The sequence below is a fragment of the Chitinophaga sp. 05T412 genome (assembly GCF_056396465.1).
Map to the genome: position 1 here is coordinate 224579 of NZ_JBFTLN010000003.1, position 19377 is coordinate 243955.

The 19377-nt window shown below is 48.0% G+C and carries 13 protein-coding genes; 8 read left to right on the forward strand and 5 right to left on the reverse strand.

Features of this window, described 5'->3' with window-relative positions:
• Positions 1-6: 6 nt before the first annotated feature.
• Positions 7-1548 (forward strand): SusD/RagB family nutrient-binding outer membrane lipoprotein, encoded by a 1542-nt coding sequence (locus AC1DFM_RS08210; protein ID WP_477076226.1) that lies wholly within the window; start codon positions 7-9, stop codon positions 1546-1548.
• Between the two features lie 121 nt (positions 1549-1669).
• On the opposite strand, the gene AC1DFM_RS08215 is transcribed toward AC1DFM_RS08210, so the two are convergent.
• The 5 genes from AC1DFM_RS08215 to AC1DFM_RS08235 all read right to left on the reverse strand — a co-directional run bounded on the left by AC1DFM_RS08215 (position 1670) and on the right by AC1DFM_RS08235 (position 10367).
• Positions 1670-3442, reverse strand: coding sequence for an SGNH/GDSL hydrolase family protein (locus AC1DFM_RS08215; RefSeq protein ID WP_477076227.1), 1773 nt, complete (start codon positions 3440-3442; stop codon positions 1670-1672).
• 47 nt (positions 3443-3489) lie between these two features.
• Positions 3490-5640 carry a formylglycine-generating enzyme family protein gene (locus AC1DFM_RS08220; RefSeq protein WP_477076228.1) on the reverse strand — a complete coding sequence of 717 codons (2151 nt, stop codon included), beginning with the start codon at positions 5638-5640 and terminating at the stop codon, positions 3490-3492.
• Positions 5641-5671: 31 nt separating this feature from the next.
• A complete protein-coding gene (locus AC1DFM_RS08225; RefSeq protein WP_477076229.1) occupies positions 5672-6586 on the reverse strand; it encodes a sugar phosphate isomerase/epimerase family protein in 915 nt (304 codons plus the stop codon).
• 35 nt (positions 6587-6621) lie between these two features.
• Positions 6622-8772 (reverse strand): outer membrane protein assembly factor BamB family protein, encoded by a 2151-nt coding sequence (locus AC1DFM_RS08230; protein WP_477076230.1) that lies wholly within the window; start codon positions 8770-8772, stop codon positions 6622-6624.
• Between the two features lie 143 nt (positions 8773-8915).
• Positions 8916-10367, reverse strand: a complete 1452-nt coding sequence (locus AC1DFM_RS08235; protein WP_477076231.1) for an alpha-L-fucosidase — start codon at positions 10365-10367, stop codon at positions 8916-8918.
• Between the two features lie 232 nt (positions 10368-10599).
• On the opposite strand from AC1DFM_RS08235, the gene AC1DFM_RS08240 reads away from it, so the two are divergent.
• The 7 genes from AC1DFM_RS08240 (at position 10600) to AC1DFM_RS08270 (ending at position 19175) form a co-directional block, all read left to right on the forward strand.
• On the forward strand, positions 10600-11625 hold the full coding sequence (locus AC1DFM_RS08240) for a sensor histidine kinase (protein ID WP_477076232.1): 1026 nt from the start codon (positions 10600-10602) through the stop codon (positions 11623-11625).
• A complete protein-coding gene (locus AC1DFM_RS08245; RefSeq protein WP_477076233.1) occupies positions 11622-12323 on the forward strand; it encodes a LytR/AlgR family response regulator transcription factor in 702 nt (233 codons plus the stop codon). The genes AC1DFM_RS08240 and AC1DFM_RS08245 overlap by 4 nt, the downstream gene beginning before the upstream one ends.
• A 98-nt stretch (positions 12324-12421) precedes the next feature.
• On the forward strand, positions 12422-14470 hold the full coding sequence (locus tag AC1DFM_RS08250) for a TonB-dependent receptor plug domain-containing protein (protein ID WP_477076234.1): 2049 nt from the start codon (positions 12422-12424) through the stop codon (positions 14468-14470).
• Between the two features lie 19 nt (positions 14471-14489).
• Positions 14490-15125, forward strand: coding sequence for a hypothetical protein (locus AC1DFM_RS08255; RefSeq protein WP_477076235.1), 636 nt, complete (start codon positions 14490-14492; stop codon positions 15123-15125).
• 18 nt (positions 15126-15143) lie between these two features.
• On the forward strand, positions 15144-15398 hold the full coding sequence (locus AC1DFM_RS08260; RefSeq protein WP_477076236.1) for a hypothetical protein: 255 nt from the start codon (positions 15144-15146) through the stop codon (positions 15396-15398).
• 176 nt (positions 15399-15574) lie between these two features.
• Complete coding sequence (locus tag AC1DFM_RS08265; RefSeq protein ID WP_477076237.1) at positions 15575-16570, forward strand: S1C family serine protease; 996 nt, start codon at positions 15575-15577, stop codon at positions 16568-16570.
• A 229-nt stretch (positions 16571-16799) separates the two neighbouring features.
• The gene (locus AC1DFM_RS08270; protein ID WP_477076238.1) at positions 16800-19175 is read left to right on the forward strand and encodes an ABC transporter permease; all 2376 of its coding nucleotides are present in this window, start codon (positions 16800-16802) and stop codon (positions 19173-19175) included.
• Positions 19176-19377 lie beyond the last annotated feature (202 nt).

The window sequence follows — 19377 nt, forward strand, 5'->3', positions numbered from 1 at the left end:
CTACTAATGAAACGCAATAGTTATACTCTGCTCCTGGTTTTCTTCTTCTCGTTGGTGCTGGGAAGTTGTACCAAAGACTTTGATTCCATTAACACCGACCCCACCAAAGGCAACAACATAGATCCCGGTCAACAGCTGGCGGCGGCCGCCTACTATCTCAATGGAGGCCGCGAAACCGGCTATCCCAACCTTTATCTCTTCATGCCCCGGGTACAATACATTGGCGGCAGCTGGGGTATGCGCACCGGCAGTAAATATATCCGCGACGACTTCTACAATGAACGCACCTGGGAAATTTTCTATGGTAAAAGCATCAAACAACTGGCAGACATGATTGCCCGCTGTAAAGACGATGCCTCCCTGGTAAACTATGTAGCAGCAGGCCGCATCCTCAAGGTATACATCTTCTCTATACTCACCGATTGCTATGGTGATGTACCTTATAAACAGGCTGGCATGGCATACTACGATAAAGTATATACACCGGTATACAATACACAACAGGAAATTTATACCGACTTCTTCCAGGAACTCAGCGCCGCCTCCGGCCAGTTTGATGCCTCCAAAGCACCTATTGGCAATGATATCGTATTCCAGGGATCTATCGACAAATGGAAGAAACTGGCCAACTCACTTCGCCTGCGACTAGGAATGCGCTTATCTAAAATAGATCCTGCTACAGCAGCCAAAGAAGTACAGGCAGCTATTGCAGGTGGCGTCATGAAGAGCAGCGACGACAATTTCAAAATTATTCACGAGAGTTTCAATTTCCCTGATCTGCGCGGCAATGGCTTATCACAAGCCCTCCAGGAAGATCAAACCTACAACTACACCTTCGGTTGCACTACATTCGTAGACTACCTGAAGCAGGAAAATGATCCCCGGATAGCCGCTTTCTTTATTAACAGAGATGCCGCAGGGAAAGACATTACGGCCACCACCCATTATGTTCCCCTAACGCCTGGCTTATACTGGTGGGATGATTGGAAAGATTCTACATTTGCTGATGGTGTCACCATTCCGCATGGCAACAAATTCTGTAAAATCAACAACCCATTCTACCAGTTCCAGGCTTCTTTCCTCCACCTGGGTTATGCAGAAGTAGAACTGCTGCTGGCAGAAGCTGCCGCCAGAACCTGGACCGGCGACGACGCTAATACCCACTACCAGCTGGGCATACGCGCTGCTATGAAGCAACTGGAAATGTATCCCGGCATGACGCCGRTGAATGGGCAACTCGTTGACAATTTTGTAGCGGCACACTCTCTCCAGCCCGACAAAGCACTGGAACAAATCAATATGCAGAAATGGGTAGCACTGTTTCCCAATGGCTATGAAGCCTTCGCCAATCAACGCAGAAGCGGGTTTCCGGCACTGGCCACTATAGAAGATGTAGGCCATGAATCAGAAACAGGGCTGAAGCCATTTAAACGCCTGTTTTATCCCGGTACAGAAGCGTATAACAATACCGCCAACTACCAGGAAGCATTGAAACGCATCGGTGGTAAAAATGACTGGATGCAGCCCGTGTGGTGGGATAAGCAATAAACAAACTAAAAAAGCCTCCTATTGTGCTTACTACACAATAGGAGGCTTTTCATTTATAGCAGGTTATCGGGAGATAAATACCGCCACCGGCAAGCCTCTCCACGAACGTTTCCCCTTGACTTTAAAACTTCAGATACTTATCTATAAAAGCGCCCAGCTTCTCATATCCCTGTTCATTAGGATGCAATCCATCTGAAAACAGGCGCTCCTGCAACTTTCCATCGCCCTGCAAAAACAGCGATCCCGCATCTGCAAACTGAATGTTACTATTATCCGGAATACGGGCTATCAGCTGATTAATGCCTGCCACCCTTGCTTCCATATTCCTGCGTGGCAAAATGCCCATCAATATAATTTTGGTAGTGGGCTGTTGCTCCTGAATTACCTGTAACAAATTTTTCAATCCATCCACGATTTCTGCATCGGTATTGAGCTGCAAATTGTTGGTACCAATCATCAATACAATATATTCAGGATGGATGCCATCCAGTTCACCATGCTGCATACGCCACAACACATTCTCTACCCGATCCCATCCAAAACCCATATTAACGGCGCGTTTGGGCGCAAAATACTTATTCCAGGAACTGCTGCCCCTCACCACCCAGGACACCGGGTTGCCGCCCCAGAAGTGGGTAATGGAGTTGCCAATGAAAAGCACTTTCGGTGAATTGGCTTTGTTATAGTCCAACACTTCATAATGACGGGTTTCCCAATCGTAGTTACTCGCATCCCGGCGTTGGGTAACCGGTGTGGTGGTAACGGTGTTTCCGTCTTTTTCCTTAAAAATCTCACGGATCTTTTTAGTGTAGGCGTTGGCGTAAGCCATCATGCCCAGATCAGTGGGATGGGTGCCATCTACCATCGCATCCGGATCCTGATTGATGTCCTCTTTGGTGAGCAGACTAATATTCTTCACCCCTGCTTTTAACATGGAGTCCACCACTTCGCGTAACGCTTTGTTTACGCGCTGATAGGAATCCATGCGATCCACGTTGGTTTCATTGGTATATCCATCGTGTTCTGTCAGTAGTATTGGTATACCCGGACGCTTTTCCTGCAGCAGTTTCACACACTCAGCGGTACGCCTTCTTATTTCGGCTTCTGTATTTTCCACCGGTGTTAAATTAGGCATACAATCCAGCACATAGAGGCTGGCAGGTATTTGCGCAATGAATGCCACCACTTCCTTTTCCATGCGGCCGTTACCGGAAAAGCCCAGGTTGACAACCGGCCGGTCTAACTTACGTTCCAGGATATTCGTCCACCCCATACCGGGCCGGGAAGCGCAGCCACCCTGTGCAATAGAGGTTCCGTATACCACAATAGGCGCTTCTGTGCGCACCGGCATCGGTTTAAAATCACTCTCTTCCGGCACCGATATACTCAGCGATTTCACGGAATTGTATAAAGGCAGAAACAAGGTATATTCCACATTCTTTACATGCTGATCTGTTTTTTTCAGGTGCTTAAACCGATAAACAACGGTACTATCGAAGGAATAGTTGCCGGCACAAAACAGCCATCTTCCATCAATACTTTTTACATACAGATCCACACCACTAACGCCGGTAGCTGGCATATGAGGCATGCTGGCGTCTCCCTGAATACCATACTTCACTACAATTTCATCCGCATCTGTTCTGAAACGCAGACTCAGTCCTGCACTATTACGCGATAAATTCCATACTGGATCGCGTACTTTATTCTTTGCGGCAGGCGGCAGCCGGGTATAATAGTTATTAGCATCCTGGCGCCAGCCCTGGCCTTCCAGTGCGTATACGCTGTTATCTGTAGCGGGCTCCCAGCTCTTTAATTTACGGGGCGTTTGTGCGGCACTGATATTCGTCAGCATAAAAAGCAGTGCAGTAGCCGCAATCATTGTTATTTTCATACGTGCATTTTTTCCGGGCGGTCATCCAACTACCCATCGTTATTGTATCATTGATCCACTACACAGCGGAATCCAAGCGTGCCGGCACGGTCCATACCAGGCGACAGCAACAGGTATTTACCATGCTGCGTCAGCTGCTGCACTTGCGGGAAGTACCAGTAAGACGTTTGTGGATGGTAATAACTACCGCCCTTCAATACCGCCGATCGTGTATGCGTGTCCGTATATTCATCTGTCCATTGCCATACATTACCGGTAAGGTCGATCACCCCAAAAGGACTGGCGCCATTGATATAGGCATTTACGTTAGCAGGCCCTCTCAGCACGCGACCGGTATCCGCCGGAGGAATCCGGCTACTATCGGCCGTAGTACCCCATGGATACAGCCGCCCATCGGTGCCCTGCGCTGCATACTGCCATTCCCATTCATGTGGTAGCCGTTTACCTGCCCAGGCGGCGTAAGCTCTGGCATCTTCGATGCTCACCCAGGTAACGGGCTTCTGCTCCCAGCCCGCGGGATAGGTGCCGTTCTTCCAATCTTTCAGAAAGTTATGATTATCCGCCGGATGATAATGGGTAGCATCCATAAATTGTTTAAACTGCCGGTTGGTGACAGGATAGCGGTCAATAAAAAATGCGTCCATCATCATCTCCTTTGCATGCGTACGTTGCGGATGCTCTTCCCAGGGATATTGTACGCCTATTGCGTCCGGCAACTCATTTCCTTCTATCATCACGCCGGTAGATACAAATTGGTAGGCCAACGCACCAGGAATAAATACCATTCCTTCCGGTTTATTTTTCGTCTTTTTGGTGGCAGGTATCAGCGTCATTTGCTGCGTCTCCGGTGCCCGGGTAGCGGGCAACTGCTCCAGGGGCGTCAACAACAGCTGCTGCCGGTCAGCCAGGAACCTTGCCAGTGCTTTATCGGAGGCCGCAGCTGGAATAACGGCAACCGCGCCAAAGCCCCTACCCGGTATGCGAAATTCGAGGGTTATTTTATCGCCGGCTTTTACACCATTCAGTAGTTGTCCGTTCCACACATCGTAGTAGCGGTCACCGGGCTTGCTGTCGAGCATGAGTTGCGGACCGGTTTTATCGGTGCTATCACGGTTCACTAGCGTATATACGGTAGCGTTAGTGCCGGGAAATTTCGAGGCAAAAACACCCGCTTGCAGTGTAGGAATATGTGGCTCCCAGTCAGGGCTGCTCCACACTTCCGGAAACTGCCGGTATATATCCCGTATGCTGCGGATCATGGCGGCATATCGTGGCGATACCTGGTTCCAGATACCCCAGATATTTTCCCAGGCATTATACCCTACCCCATTGAAAAATGCATATTGCAGGTCGTCTGTTTTATCAATAGCCCAGCGACTGGTGACATGCACCTGGTGCCGCGGTTCCAGCCATTTATATAAACTAACACCGGGTACATACCGAAACGCAGGGCTACCCCATTTCTCCCAGTAGTAACCCCAGCTCATGGTATTCCACTCCACCATTTTCAAATCACCAATATGGATTTCCGGTTGTAAGGCCAGCGGATAACCCAAACGGGTATACGCATCTTTAAAGTCGAGGGTGACGCCGTGCATGGTATCGCCATTGAGGCCATCGGCGCCCAGTTCTTTCATTTCTGCCGTCAGCTCATCAGCCATGGGGATACTGATGCGACGGGTGCCATGATCCCATATCATGATAGGAAAAAACACCCGCACACCTCTTTTGTGGAAGTCGCGGATCATTTGTTGCAGGGCCGCTTTCCCGCCCGGCATATCTGCTACCAGGTCAAATTGGTTGCGGTTATCGATGCCGATGTTGGGATAGGTGGGCCATATCAATACGGCATCCAGGCCACCATAGCGGGTAGTCAGGTCATCGAGGAAGCGGTTCACGGTATACTTCCGCGTGGCCGGATCATAGAGGAAACGGTCGTGTGCCATGATCTGGGCATACATAAAAGTACCGGATATCCAGTTCAATGCTTTATGCGCATAGGCTTCTCCGTTATATTGTAATTTATCCTTTTCGTGTGTTCGCCACCGTTGCAGGGAGTCCAGCCACTGCGCGCGTTGCGACGGCTGCTCCGGCCCTGCAATCAGCTCCCCTTCTGCGCCCTGTAAACGGATTTGCGCACACAGGGTCACCGGCAGGCATAGGGTTGCCACGGCCAACAGCCTTGCAAATACATTCATGCGATGATTTGATTTTAGATCGATAAAATGATTAATACCCCCACTTCCGCATCACTTGTAAATCGTCGCGCACCGCATCCAGTGGCGCCTGTTCCTGATAGGATTCCTGCTCAATAATAAAATAACGTGTGCCGCCGGATTTTTTGCCGAGGTCAATCACTTCTTTTACGGGAATAATGCCTTTACCTAATACTGTGCTTTCATACTTGCTCCCCATCTCGCCCTTCTCTGTTTTAATTTCATCTTTTACGTGCATCAGCTCAAAGCGGCCAGGGTACTGCTTAATAATATCCAGCGCTACTCCGCCGGCATGATACATATTGCCGATATCCAGCTGCTGCGCTACCAGCGAAGGATCTGTATTTTGTAAGATGAGATCAAATATTTTTTGTCCGTTCAACTGTTGACTGAATTCGAAATCATGGTTATGATAGCCAAATTTCATCCCCTGTTTCTGGCACAGGGCGCCACTCTTGTTGAATACGTCCATATAGGCTTTGAAGTCGTCATAGTTTTTACGCAAACTTTCATCCAGCCATGGGCTGATCACATAATGCTGTCCTACAATAGCCGCATCTTCTACCGTATATTTCCACTCATCGGTAAAATCTTTTTTGGCGGCATCCCAGTGTTGCTTGCCCATAACGGTATGTCCGCTTGGCATCACCAGACCCAGGTCACCTAATAATTTTTTAAAGTCTTTGGCGGTATAGCCATAGAACTTACGCGCTGCATAACCGGCATGCTCCACATTTTTGTAGCCCATGGCTGCCAGCTGTTTCAGCGTGCCGGCCGGATCTTTTTTCATGTCCGTACGGATAGAATATAGCTGGATGCCCAGCACTGGTTTTGGGGCAGCTGCAGCCAGCAGGCCTTTTGGCAGCATGGCGGTACCGGCCAGTGCCAGGGTACCTTTCATCAGAAAACTTCTTCTTGAAATACTCATAAGAAAAGCTAATTTATATATTGACAGATACGTTCCTACAATGAAAAAGCGAGATAGGTATCTCCGGATTTTTTGCCCAGCTTACCACCTCCACAGGCAATCACCACAAATTGTTTTCCGTTGACTTCATATACCGCCGGCGTGGCAAAACCACAGGCCGGCAAGGTGGTTTCCCATAGCAGCTGGCCCGTTCTTTTGTTAAATGCCCTGAACTTACTATCGGCGGTGGCTGCAATGAATAGCAGTCCGCCGGCAGTGACTACCGGCCCGCCATAGTTTTCGGTACCACTATGAATCCCTTTGGCTTTTAGTTCCGGATAATCGCCCAGCGTATCTTTCCATAACAGCTGCCCCGTATTCAGGTCAATGGCGCTCAATGTGCCCCATGGTGGCGACACCGCAGGGTATCCTTCTTTCGTTAAAAATTTATTATACCCGGTAGCCCGGTAAGGCAAATTCGTATAGGGGTCTACGTTCTTCTGCGGTGGTGCAAACGGAAGTTGCTGACGTGTTTTTATATCCAGTATAAAAGCGGCCAATGCCTTTTTCTCGCTGCTGTCCAGCTGTTTGAAGGCAGGCATCATTCTTCTGCCACCATCTACCAGCTGGGTAAAGGCGGCTTCATTATACTTATCACGGGTACGCACCAACGAAGGGAAGTTACTGCTGCCCTTGCGTTCCGGACCATGACAAGCCATGCAATGCGTATTATATAAACGCATTCCTGCCTGTAGCTGCGTTTCTTTCGCTTCCGGCATTTTCTCGTTCGCATCTACCATGGTGAGCACCCATGGCATTTCGCTGGAGTTCACATACAACACGCCAGTGGTGGGATCTACCGCCGGCCCGCCCCATTCCGCGCCGCCATCAAAGCCGGGGAAAATCACCGTGCCTTGCCGCGAAGGCGGATGAAAGAGATGCCCGGTTTTATAGGTACGCAGTCGTTGCAGGATATCCTGATAAGAGCTATCCGGCACCAGCCGGTTCAGGTCTGCTACCTGCAAGGATTGTCTGACAAAAGGAGGGAAAAAAGTGGGGATAGGTTGTGTGGGAGACAGGTACTCACCGGGCAAAGCGGTATCCGCCGGCACCGGGGCTTCTGTTACCGGATACAGCGGCTGCCCGGTATGCTGATCCAGCAAAAAGATGAATCCTGTTTTGGTCACCTGTACCACTGCTGCCACTTCCTTTCCATCTTTCTTCACGTTCACCAGCATCGGCGCCGTAGGCAAGTCCCGATCCCATATATCGTGATGTACAGTTTGATAATGCCAGATTCGCTTACCAGTGGCTGCATCCAGCGCCAACACACAATTGGCGAAAAGATTGTTTCCTTTGCGGCGGCCACCGTAAAAATCGTAGGTGGCAGAGCCCATGGGCGCAAACACCACACCGTTCTTTTCATCTAAACTAAACCCTGCCCAGGCATTTACACCACCGGTGTGTTGCCAGGCTTCTTTGTCGTCCCAGGAATCGTAACCGTCTTCTCCCGGTTGGGGAATGGTATGAAAAATCCATCTGAGTTTGCCGGTATGTACATCGTAAGCACGGATATAGCCAGGTGCGCCACCGGCTTCTTCATCTACCCGGGTACCTATAATAAGAAGGTCTTTATAAATAACGCCGGGCGTAGTGGAGGTAATGTACAGCTGGTCCATGTTACGGCCCATATCACGGTGCAGATCTACCCGGCCGCTGCCGCCAAAAGCGGTAATGAGCCGGCCTTTATCTGCATCAATACAATGCAGCTTTGCACCTGCCGTGTAAAATATCCGCCGGTCGGAGGCGCCGTTTTCATAATAGGCCACGCCCCGGCAAGCGTTGTACTGGAAATAACCTTTGCCTTTCACATCTCCGGAAATATTCACCGGATCAAACACCCACAGATCCTTTCCGGTAGCGGCATCTATGGCAAACAGTTTCAATTTTGGAGACACCCCGTACAACCGGTCGCCTATCACCACCGGGTTTACCTGTATCTGGGTCATTTCTTCCGCGTCGCCGGTATGATAAGCCCACGCTACTTTCAGCCTGGCCACATTGCTGGTATCCAGCGCTGTTAACGCGCTATAATGAATATTTTCTTTGCTGCCGCCATATACCTCCCAGGTACGGTGGGTGTTGTTGCCCGAAGTACAGGATAGTAATAAGATCGCCATCAGTAAAAGAAGACTCGTGGAACGCATTTGAAGTAGTTGATGCTGGTTCCTTTAAAAATATACTTTTTAAAATAATTTTTTAAGAAAACTACTTCAGCGGTAAAAAAATAAAAAGGGGACGCTAAAAGCGTTCCCCTTTATTTTGCTTGCCAGCCTTTAAGATATATTTATCAACCTTTTATTTTCACTACAAACAGCCCGTTCGGGATATCACCCGGACGCAGACTAGATAAGTCTACCACACAGTCCTTGCCTTTCTGTACCCAGTTAATCTTCTTGCCAGTACCCAGAATGCTTACGGCAGCACCTTTAGCTGGCGTATAGTTCCGGATGGTCACCTGCGACTGATACGCCGGTAAAAAGCAATACAGCGCACCTGGTTTGCTGGTGAAGAACATTTCCACGCTGGCATGCTCTTTTGAAGGCTTTACCAGGTTGCTGATGTTATAACCAGACATGAAAGCTTCCTCTTTTACTTCCGGACGCTTACCCATGCTCCACTGCCTGGTTTCTTTCCATGGTTTGGTTTCATATATACCCTCTCCATTCACTTCCAGCCATTGACCGATGTCCAGCAGCTTCTGCTGCATGATCACCGGGATACGGCCGTCTGCCGTGGGTCCGATATCCAGCAACAGGTTACCACCTCTTGATACGATGTCTACCAGCATCAAAATCAGGTCACTGCTTTTCTTGTAGTCGTCGGCAGTTTCCATACGGTTGTAACCATACGACTGTCCAATACCCTGGCTTTCTTCCCAAACCACACCAGGCTGCATACCGCTGCCATATTCAGAGGTCAGGTAAGTGGCGCCATTGTTTTTACCACGGGTACCACTACCCCAGCGGTCATCTACCGCTACTTCATCTTTTACAGGTGACTCATTGTACAACCAGGCCAGCAGCGAAGTACTGTTCCAGGCAGTATCCGACAAATCCCATTCACCATCAGAGAAAATAACAGAAGGCTTATAACGGGTCACCAGGTCTTTAAACTGTGGTGTCATCACTTCTTTGACATAACGGGGTTTATCCTTTTGCCACAGCGGGTTAAACCACTCATAAAGCGAATAATAATATCCCATACGCAATCCTTCTGCGCGTACTGCATTGGTGAGGTCGCCCAGCAGGTCCCGTTTAGGCGTACCCGTAACAGCGTTCCAGGAACGGCCCCAGGATTGATCTGCTTCCTTGCTATCCCACAAACAGTAGCCTTCGTGATGCTTGGAGGTCAGCACCACATACTTGGCGCCGGAGCGACGAAATACGTTTGCCCACTGCTGCGGATTAAAGAGAGAAGCTGTAAACTGGCTCTMCAGACTTTGATACGGTGTATTGGCTCCGTAATTTTTTTCATGAAAAGCTTTTGTTTTTTCATGGTTATCACCAGAGCCCACGTCTTTGGTAGCCCAGTACCATTCAGAATAACCACCAGGTCCTACGGCAGAGAAAGACGGTACCGCATACACACCCCAGTGAATGAAGATGCCGAATTTAGCATTATTAAACCAGGCGGGAATCCCTCGTTTATTTAGCGAAGCCCAGTTAGCTTCATACTTTTGTGCAAAGCCTGTGGTAGCACACAGGAAAAAAAAGAGCACACCAACAACGCATTTTTTCATAACAAGTCTTTAGATACTTAAGGTTCTCAAAAATAGTTATTGGCGATTGGCTATGTTAATGGTATTTTCTCTGATGATAATAATTACTTCCCCGTCTGCACTTATTACCGGGTTGTCTGCACATCTATCGCTCTTGTCTATACACTGCTCCTATACACCCGTTCTGGTGCTAAATTTGTCTTGCATCCGCTATTCCCATTAAAAAAACAGTAGTTTTAAGGTACGTTTCGCTATGAGTATTTCTGCGCCATTCAAAAAAATTATCATCGCGCTCCATATATTGATATGGAGTGTATTGTTGTTGCTCCCTTACATTGTTTCCAATGCCGCCAACGATTACCGCATCGGTACTTTCCCCGGCTTGTTCTTTACCATCTGTGGCTTTATCCATATGGGTATTTTTTACGCTAATTCCCTGGTGCTCTATCCGCGACTATGGAATAAACGTTACTGGTGGTTGTATATACTTTCCGTGATTGTATTGATTGGTGGCTCTTTCCCGCTGAAGTACAGCATCATGGCGCATGGGTTTTCTTCTGTACTACGGGACTTTTCTTCCTACCGGTTTGTGTTTGCACCTTCTGTTGGCACCTATATCATCAGCCTGGTATATTGTAAAGTAGTAGACAGGATACAAAAAGACAGGATACAAAAAGAACAACAGGCCGCACAACTCAGCACCGAACTAAAATTTCTGCGCTCACAGGTAAGTCCGCATTTCCTGTTCAACGTACTCACCAACCTGGTATCACTCGCCCGCAAAAAATCGGATCAGCTGGAACCCGCACTCATCATGCTCTCCGACCTCATGCGATACATGCTGTACGATACCACCGGCAAAAAAGTACTGCTCACCAAAGAAGTGACTTATCTCAACAGCTATATCGCCCTGCAACAACTGCGCTTCGGGAATGATGTAGATATCCGCCATCATATCCATATCGATCCCAACGCCACCCACCATACCATAGAACCCATGCTGCTGATTCCTTTCGTGGAAAATGCCTTCAAGCACGGTACCGGCTATACGCAAAAACCGGAAATAGATATTCAATTACAAGCCACCGGCGATCAACTCATCTTTGAAGTGAAAAATCAGTTCGATAACGATCCTTACGCCAGCAAAGATGAAAACTCCGGCATAGGGCTGGTGAATGTACAATCCCGCCTGCAGCTACTGTATCCGGGCAAACACCAGCTTACCATCCGCAAACAACCACCTGTTTTCCATATTACCTTAACTTTACAGCTCACATGATACGTTGCATAGCCATAGACGATGAACAACTGGTGCGGGAGCTGCTGGAAGACAATATCCGGCAGGTGCCTTTTCTCCATTTGGTAAAAACCTGCAAAAACGCCATGGAGGCGCTGGAAGTATTGCAACACGAACAAATAGATCTCCTCTTCCTCGATATACAAATGCCCCGGCTGAATGGATTGCAATTGCTGCAATCACTGCTACAACCACCTATGGTAATACTGGTAACAGCCTATGAACAATACGCACTGGAAGGCTTCCATCTGCAGGTAGTAGACTACCTCCTGAAACCTTTTAGCTTTGAACGCTTCCTCAGAGCCTGCAACCGCGCCAACGAACTGCATCGGCTAAAACAAGCCGGCACGGCTACTCCCGACGATAACCACGCGTTTTTTGTAAACGTGGAATATACACAGGTAAAAATAGTCACGGCCAACATCAACTATATTGAAGCACTGAAAGATTATGTCAAAATTCATCTTTCTAATACTACCAAACCAGTACTCACCCGCATGACCATGAAGGCCATGGAAGAAAAACTGCCACCAACGGCATTTATACGCACTCATAAGTCGTATCTCGTGGCCAAACAAAAAATCACCACTATCAAGCGCGACCTCGTTTGTATCGGCGACATTGAAATTCCGGTCAGCGAATTTTATAAAGAGAATGTCAACCGGCTACTGCATACCTAAACCTTACCCGTTTTGTCGCCACACTTTCCCATCCCGTCTACTCTTCAAATTTGCCCTTGTTCTTCCGCTTAGTTTTGCTGTAACATCTTGCTACAGTAATGAAAACAAGCACCATTATACTCTTATTACTCGCCAGTACTGCCGCGGCACAAAACAAGCCGGCAGCAGATACCACGCTCAAACCGCTGTCTGTTACAGACTCCAGCCATGCAGTGCCTGATACCGCTATCAAAAGCAAACGAGCATTGCATGAAGTGGTGATCAGCGCAGGCGCTTTTGAAGCCAGCGACCGTGCCAAAGGTGCTTCCCTCACGCCGATTGAGGCAGTCACCGTGGCCGGCAGCAACGGGGATATCAGCCTGGCACTACGCTCCCTTCCCGGCGCCCAGCAAATCGGCGAACAGGAAGGTCTGTTTGTACGTGGGGGCACCAGCGACGAAACCCGGCAATTTATAGACGGCACCTTGCTACGTACTCCTAACTATCCCTCCGTACCAGGTGTACCACAGGCCGYCCGCATCAATCCGTTTCTGTTCAGAGGCATCTTATTCAGCACCGGTGGCTACTCCGCTTTATATGGCGGCGCCATGAGCAGCGCGCTGATACTGGAAAGCGAAGACCTTCCGGAAAAAACATCCGCCAGATTTTTTCTGTTTCCCACCACCCTCGGCGCCGGCATGCAACACCTCGCTAAAAATAATCGCAGCAGCTATGGCTTCAACCTGAATTATAGCAATCAATCGGTGTACAATAGCATTGTTCCGCAAAAGCCGGATTATTTCAGTGGCCCGCTTTACGCAGATGGCAACGTGAACTTCCGCATTAAAACAGGAAAAACAGGGATGCTGAAACTCTATAGCGGCTGGGGACACAGCGATGTAGGTATGAACAATCCCGACATCGACAGCACCGCACTGAAAGCCGGCTACCAGGTACGGGGATGGAATAGCTATAACAACCTCAGCTTCCGCAGTTACCTCCGTGAAAACTGGAAACTGGAAGCCGGTGCGGCCTATAGTTATAACCGCCAGGAAACCAATCTGCACCTCAGCGATATAAAAGGGAATACCGTAACAATTCCGTATGCCCCTTACAGTTACAAAACCAGTGATCGTAACCTGGAAACAGATTTTGCACAGGCACGCCTGGTGATCTCTCATTTCTTTCCACAGGGGCAGGCACTGCGTTTTGGTGCGGAACAGTTTTATACCCACGACCATGGCCGGTCTAACGACAGCCTCCTTCGCGTAACAGATTACCTCACCGCGGTGTTTGCAGAAGGCGATATTTACCTGGCGGATAACCTCGCCGCTAAAGCGGGCGCACGGATGGAATATTCATCGGTGCTTCAGAAAACGGTGGTAGCGCCGCGTGCCAGCCTGGCCTACCGGTTACACGATGGCAGTCAGTTTAACCTGGCCTATGGCATCTTTTACCAGGAGCCGGCTAACGACTACCTCTATACGTCAAACCAGCTTAATTTCTCCAGCGCCTCCCACTACATCCTGAACTATACGAAGAAAGCGAATAACCGCTTCTTCCGCGTAGAGGTATATTACAAACAGTATCAGGATCTGGTGAAAACATTACCAGTCCTCAGCAATAACGGGAAAGGCTATGCGCAGGGTGTGGAATTATTCTGGCGGGATAAGAAAAGTATTAAGAACCTAGACTATTGGATAACGTATACTTATCTTGACACCAAGCGTGATTTCCTCAACTATCCGTATCAGCTGCGGCCGTCTTTCGCTGCGCCACATACCGCTACGGTAGCTATCAAAAAGTATTTCCCGGATATCAATACCAATGTAAATCTTTCCTGGGCAATGGCAGCAGGCCGGCCGTATTATAATATCGGTAATAACGGCATCAACGACCAGGGTACCACCAAAGGATATAATGCGGTAAATCTGCATGTGGCCTGGCTTTGCTCCTTCTTCAAAAATAAGAAATGGAAAGATTTCTCCGGCGTGGCCATGGGGGTTAACAACCTCACCGGTACCCGGCAGGTATTCGGTTATAACTATAGCTACAATGGGCTGATTAAACAGCCTATCACGTTACCGGCTACACGAAATGTATTTATTGGCATCTTCATGAGTTTCGGCATAGACCGTACAGACGACTTCTTAAATAACAATTTATAAACCTCACAAAAAAAGAAAAATGAAAAAATTATTGATTTGCCTGTCTCTTTTATTTGTTACCTATAGCGGGTTTGCACAATCCAATGCCTTACAGCAGGCGGTAACGAAGCTGGATCAGGCCCAAACGGTAAAAGACTATGAAACATTGGAGAAAACATTCCTTGGTATCACTGAACAACCGGCTTGGCTGGCGCCTTACTATGCGGCATTATGTAATGCAAAAATTGGCTTCCTTTTACAGGAAGATGGCGAAAAAATTGAGCCCTACAGCATCCGCGGCGAAGAACAGGCAAAAAAAGCACTGGCCTTATTAGATCCTGCCAAACAACCGAAAGAAGCAGCAGAAGTATATACGGTATTGAGCATGGTATATCGTACCAAAGTATTTATTAACCCAATGAGTTATGGCCGCAAATATGGTACCCTGTCTGAGCAGGCACTGAAACAAGCTAAAACATTGGATGCACAAAATCCAAGAGCGATGTTCGTGACTGCCTGGGTAAAATACTATACCCCCAGAATGTGGGGTGGCGACAAAGATCTGGCTAAACAACTGGTTACACAAAGCCTGCAGCAGCTGGCTACTCCGGCTACCGGCATAGATCCGCACTGGGGTAAAGCAGAAGACGAAGCACTGCTGAGTAAATTCAAATAATGTTTAAATGAAAAGATCATGGGATTTGGGATTTTGATCGTACTACGCATTTTGTTTATTGCGTGTATGGTGTTTATCATCGGGAACATTTTTGGCGGCTTTTCGAAAAAACCGGCCCTCCGTACACTTGGCAGAGTAGCCGCTATACTGGTCATTGCGCTCTTTTTTATCAGCAATGTCCTCATCATGAGAATGGCATTTGCCCACAATAATGGTAATGGTCCCTGGTGCCATTATCGGGAAGAAGTAAAAACAACGGCTCCTCACCCTTAAAACAACCCTTGATCGCTGCCCGGATATGCGGGCAGCGATCATTTTTACCGGTAGTTAACCCGTCAAAATTGCGATCATTGCCATCTCTCCGCAGCAATGATGACATAAAACCTCCGCCTTCAATGTCAAAACGGCATCTGTCACACTCTGGAAATAAATTTGAGCGCCTTCACATTATGGATAACTCAATTTCATTTCTAACGCACCAGGCGTCGAACGATAGGAGTTTATTAGATGCCTATTCCCAGACCGTTACCGGTGTAGTGGGTACGGTGGCTGAATCAGTAGTACATATAGAAGTGCAGAAAAAAGTAAGCGATCAGCGTTCGCGGGACAAGCGCACGCAGGCGGGTACCGGCTCCGGCTTCATTATATCTTCTGATGGTTTCATCATTACCAACAATCACGTGGTAGAAAATGCAGATAGCATTAAAGTATCTTTTGTGGATGGCAGAAGAGTCAGCGCAGAAATTAAAGGCGCCGATCCTTCTACAGATATTGCCGTACTGAAAATTGATGAATCGGGGCTTAAAGCAATGCCATTAGCCGATTCTTCTACTTTACAGGTCGGACAAATCGCCATAGCTATTGGCAATCCGATGGGATTACAATATACGGTCACCGCCGGAGTAGTGAGCGCTTTGGGACGAACCCTCCGCGCCAGCAACGGCCGGCTGATCGACAATGTGATACAAACCGATGCGGCCCTCAATCCGGGCAACAGCGGCGGTCCGCTGGTCAATTCCATGGGACAGGTCATCGGCGTAAACACTGCGGTCATCGCCTCCGCTCAGGGGCTCTGCTTTGCCATCTCCTCCAATCTGGCCGCCCAGATCGCCGGTCAACTCATCCTGCACGGCAAAATCAGAAGAGCACAATTGGGCATCGCCGCACAACCGGTGAACCTCAGCAGCCGCATGATTGCCGCCAACAAATTATCCGTCCAAACCGGGGTATACGTTTTTGAAACCGTACCAGACGGAAACTTCTACAACTCCGAATTACATATCGGAGATATTATCATCGCCTTCGATGATAAACCAGTTGCCTCCGTAGATGATCTTCACCTGCTGCTGTCTGATAAACAGATCGGGAAAAGGATTAAGGTAGATGTGCTACGGGGAGGAAGAAAAATAGGAGTAGAAGTAATTCCAGGAGAGATCAAACAGTAATTTCCAAAAAGCTGACCCGAAAAATCCGGGTCAGCTTTTTAGCTTCCAGACTCGCTACTATCGCGCATCTCGACAGACTTTTTCATGCCAGCGCCTCAGCCGCAAAACCGGACAGAATACTGTGCAAATCCGAACACATTATAAAATACAACCATTTTAAAATAACTGATAATCCGCCCGCTTTACTACTGGCATCTTTTTTAACAGTAGGAAGTATCAACCTCACATCATGCTAATAAACTACTTCAAAGCAGCCTGGCGGAATTTAAAACGGTTTAGAACACATACGATCATCAATATAGCAGGCCTTGCACTCGGCATTGCCTGTGTAATACTCATTTTCACCATGGTAAAGTATCACTTAAGCTTTGATACTTTCCACCACAACAAAGACCGCGTATATAGAATTGTTACTGCTTTCCATGAAGAAAAAGTAAGGTATTCAACAGGAGCGCCTTTCCCCATGGGCGACGCATTTCAACATGATTTTGGTGTAACGGAAAAACTTGCGCGCATAGCCTCTCTTGGGAAAAAAGTGATTACGACTACCCCTGATAAAAAGTTTGAGGAAGAAGTGGCTTTCGCAGATCCTTCTTTCTTCGATATCTTCCGGTTTCCACTGCAAAGTGGCGCTCCCGCTACTACGTTGAAAGCGCCTTACACAGCAGTAGTTACAGAACGAATGGCCAAAAAATATTTCGGTGCGGTAAACGCCATCGGTCAATTGATTCACCTGGATGATACCCTGCAATTCACCATCACCGCAGTGCTGAAAGATATCCCTGAAAATACTGACTTCCGCGCCGACATTTATTTCCCTTTCGACAACCTCCAAAACCATTCGCCCTGGCTGGTTGAAAAGGACTGGTGGCTGAATGTAAACAGAGGACTGCAATGCTTTGTATTGCTAAAACCAGGTGTAAAAGCAGCGGATGTAAATAATAAACTCTTACCGGCGGTTTCCTCAAAATATTACGATGCAACAAATGCCCAGTTATTCCAGTTCGAATTACAGCCACTGAATGATATACATTTCAACCCCAAACTCAATGGTTATATCGCTAAGAAAAACCTGTGGGGAATGGCGTTCATAGGGCTGCTGCTGATCATTACTACCTGCATCAACTTTGTGAATCTCAGCATTGCCCAGGCGATGAAGCGCTCAAAGGAAATTGGTCTTCGCAAAGTACTGGGTAGCCTTCGGGGACAAATTTTTGTGCAGTTCCTCTCGGAAACAGCACTCGTGGTGCTTACAGCAATGTTGCTGGCCTATCTGCTGGCACTGGCGGCACTCCCCTATCTCAATCAACTCTTCGAAATACAACTGCAGCTCAATATCCTGGGCGACCGCTATCTGCTGCTTTTTTTACCACTGCTTTTTATGATCGTGGTATTACTTTCCGGCGCCTACCCCGGCGTCATCATTGCCCGCTTTCAACCGATACAGGCATTGAAAAATAAATTTGCCCAGCAAAGTGCCGGTGGTACCTTATTCAGGAAGGGCCTGGTGGTAACACAGTTTGCCATCTCTCAATTACTCATCATCGGCACTATCGTAGTATCCAACCAAATGCGTTACTCGGTAGAAAGCGATCCTGGCTTCCGTAAAGACGCCATCCTGATGTTGCCCGTACCGGATAATAATGTGGCCAAGCTAAGCACCTTACACACTTTATTATCACAGATACCGGGTGTAGAACAACTGACTTTTTGCGGTAATGCTCCGGCGGCCGACAGATCAGCGGCTACCAGCGTGAAATTCGACACCCGCACTACCGCCGAAAAATATGCTATTTTCAACCGGGCTGCGGATACCGGCTATCTCGGCACCTTCAGCCTGCAACTGGTGGCTGGCCGCAATCTCCTGCCTTCAGATACTGCCCGCGAATTCCTGGTGAATGAAACCACGGTGAAAAATCTGCAACTGGCTTCCAACGACGCCGTCATCGGTAAATCAATGGAGATCAACGGCGGTCAGGGTATGATAGTAGGTGTTGTAAAAGACTTCCATACCCGGTCGTTCCATGAAGCCATAGATCCTGTATTCATCTCTACTATCCACGACAACTATTCCAAATGCGCCGTAAAAGTAGACATGCATCAGTTCCAGAAAATGCTACCAGCCATTGCTTCGGCCTGGAAAGACGTATATCCTCAACACTTCTACAAATACCAGTTCCTCGATGAACAAATGGCCGGCTTTTATAAACTGGATATGATAATCCTCCGGCTCATTCAACTGTTCACCAGCATCTCCATTATCATTGGTTGTATAGGGCTGTACGGCCTCGTATCGTTTATGGCCGCACAACGCACCAGGGAAGTCGGCATCCGGAAAACGCTGGGCGCCAGCGTAGAAAATATTGTATGGCTGTTCAGCAAAGAATTCCTGTACCTGCTGCTGACTGCTTTCGTGATCGCCGCGCCGCTGGCCTGGCTCATCATGAATCAATGGCTCCATACTTTCGCCTATCGGATTAACCTCAGCGCCGGTGTGTTTGTACTCGCCGTATTCATTTCTGTTTGTGTAGTCACCATCACCGTTGGATATACCGCCATTAAAACCGCATTGATGAATCCGGTGAAAACCCTCAAAGCCGAATAGACTTACCTTTCCACCTATATATAACAAGGGGACTGCCACGCAAGATGGCAGTCCCCTTTTCATGTGATCCCCTATTCTTTTTTCGGGCGTACTCCGCTACATTAATACATTTGTAATCCGGGAAAAAAAGAAAACCACTAAATGTCATTTGTTATTACTCCCGTCAAATAAATTCAACTTTTTATCTATTCACTTTTAAATG